3 protein-coding genes are annotated in these 1,512 nt (G+C 72.7%); 2 read left to right on the plus strand and 1 reads right to left on the minus strand.

The features are described from left to right. Together AC1DP0_RS21785 and AC1DP0_RS21790 are read left to right on the plus strand one after the other, a co-directional pair. Positions 1–340, plus strand: a 340-nt coding sequence (locus tag AC1DP0_RS21785; protein WP_478088657.1) for a DinB family protein, incomplete at its 5' end; no start/stop codon positions are given. 2 nt (positions 341–342) lie between these two features. Continuing rightward, positions 343–1,020: an MBL fold metallo-hydrolase gene (locus AC1DP0_RS21790; RefSeq protein ID WP_478088661.1), complete on the plus strand. Its 678-nt coding sequence runs from the start codon at positions 343–345 to the stop codon at positions 1,018–1,020. Positions 1,021–1,144: 124 nt separating this feature from the next. Here the strand turns inward: AC1DP0_RS21790 and AC1DP0_RS21795 are convergent. Beyond that, a partial coding sequence (locus tag AC1DP0_RS21795) for a sensor histidine kinase (RefSeq protein ID WP_478088663.1) occupies positions 1,145–1,512 on the minus strand: 368 nt, incomplete at its 5' end.

The raw sequence follows: 1,512 nt of genomic DNA on the forward strand, positions 1-1,512 counted from the left end.
GACTCCGGGAGGCTTTCCGGTCGCCGTCGGGATGGTGCCGTTCATGCGACTGCGCGAGCTCGTCTTCCACCACGTCGACCTCGACGCGGGATACACCTTTTCGAGCGCCCCGGCGGAGGTCGCCGCGCTCTTCGTACGCGACGCGGCCAACCGCCTCGCCCACGCCGACGCGCCTCCCTCACTCCACATCGTCACGGACGAGGGCGACGAGCACGTCGTGGGTGAAGGGACGACGCGGGTGACCGGCTCCGCTGCGCAGCTGCTGCTGTGGCTCGCCCGCGGACGCACCGACGGCGTCCGCTTCGACGGGCCCGTCCCGACCCTTCCCTTCGGAGGCTGACCGTGAACGACCAGGACGCCACCTACACCGGTCACGTCACCGCCGCCGGGCCGGCCGGGGTGCGACGGCTGCCCGCCCTGACCATCCGCAAGTGCGAGGTGGGCGGCTTCGGCAACAACGCCTACCTGCTCACCTGTCGGTCGACCGGGGCGCAGCTGCTCGTCGACGCGGCCGCCGAGCCTGACCGGCTGCYCGAGCTCGTCGCCTCGGGCGGGCACGGACTCGAGACCGTCGTCACGACCCACCAGCACCACGACCACGTCGGCGCGCTCGCCGAGGTCGTGGCAGCCACCGGGGCCAGCACGGTCGCCGGGGCCGACGACGCCGACGCCCTCCCCGTCCCGGTCGACGTCCGCGTCGCGCACGGCGACACCGTGTCGTTCGGCGACGTCACTCTCGAGGTCGTCCACCTCCGCGGCCACACGCCCGGATCGATCGCCCTCGCCTACGCCGACCCCGACGGGCACACCCATCTCTTCACCGGCGACAGCCTCTTCCCCGGTGGCGTCGGGAACACGAAGAACCCGGGCCAGAGCTTCGACTCGCTCATCGACGACATCACGACCCGTGTCTTCGACGTCTACGACGACGACACGTGGTTCTACCCCGGGCACGGCGACGACTCGACGCTCGGCGCCGAGCGACCGCACCTCGAGGAGTGGCGCGCCCGCGGCTGGTGACCGTCTGGCGACCGTCCGCGACCGTCTGCGACCGGCTCGTGACCCGCCCGTGACCGCCTGAGCGAGCGGACGGCATACGCCCGCGGTGCCCGCGTGAAGGCGTCCGCCGCGCGCGCACCCGTCGTCAGGGCGTCGACGCGTGGGGGCCGTCGACGGGCAGTCGGACCCGCAGACGGGTGTCGCCCGGTCGGGACTCGATCTCGACGGACCCGCCGTGGCGCTCGACGACGATGCGGTGGGCGATGTCGAGGCCGAGGCCGGTCCCCCGCCCGACCTCCTTGGTCGTGTAGAACGCCTCGAACGCGCGCTGCTGAACCTCGGGGGGCATGCCGGCCCCGGTGTCACGGACCTCGACAACCACGGCGTCCCCGTCGTGTCGCGTCGTGACGGTGAGGGTGCCGACCCCGTCCATCGCGTCGACGGCGTTGTCGACGAGGTTGGTCCAGACCTGGTTGAGCTCGCCGGGCATGCCGTCGACGAGCGGCACGTCGC

This window comes from Terrabacter sp. P5_B1 (assembly GCF_056400505.1).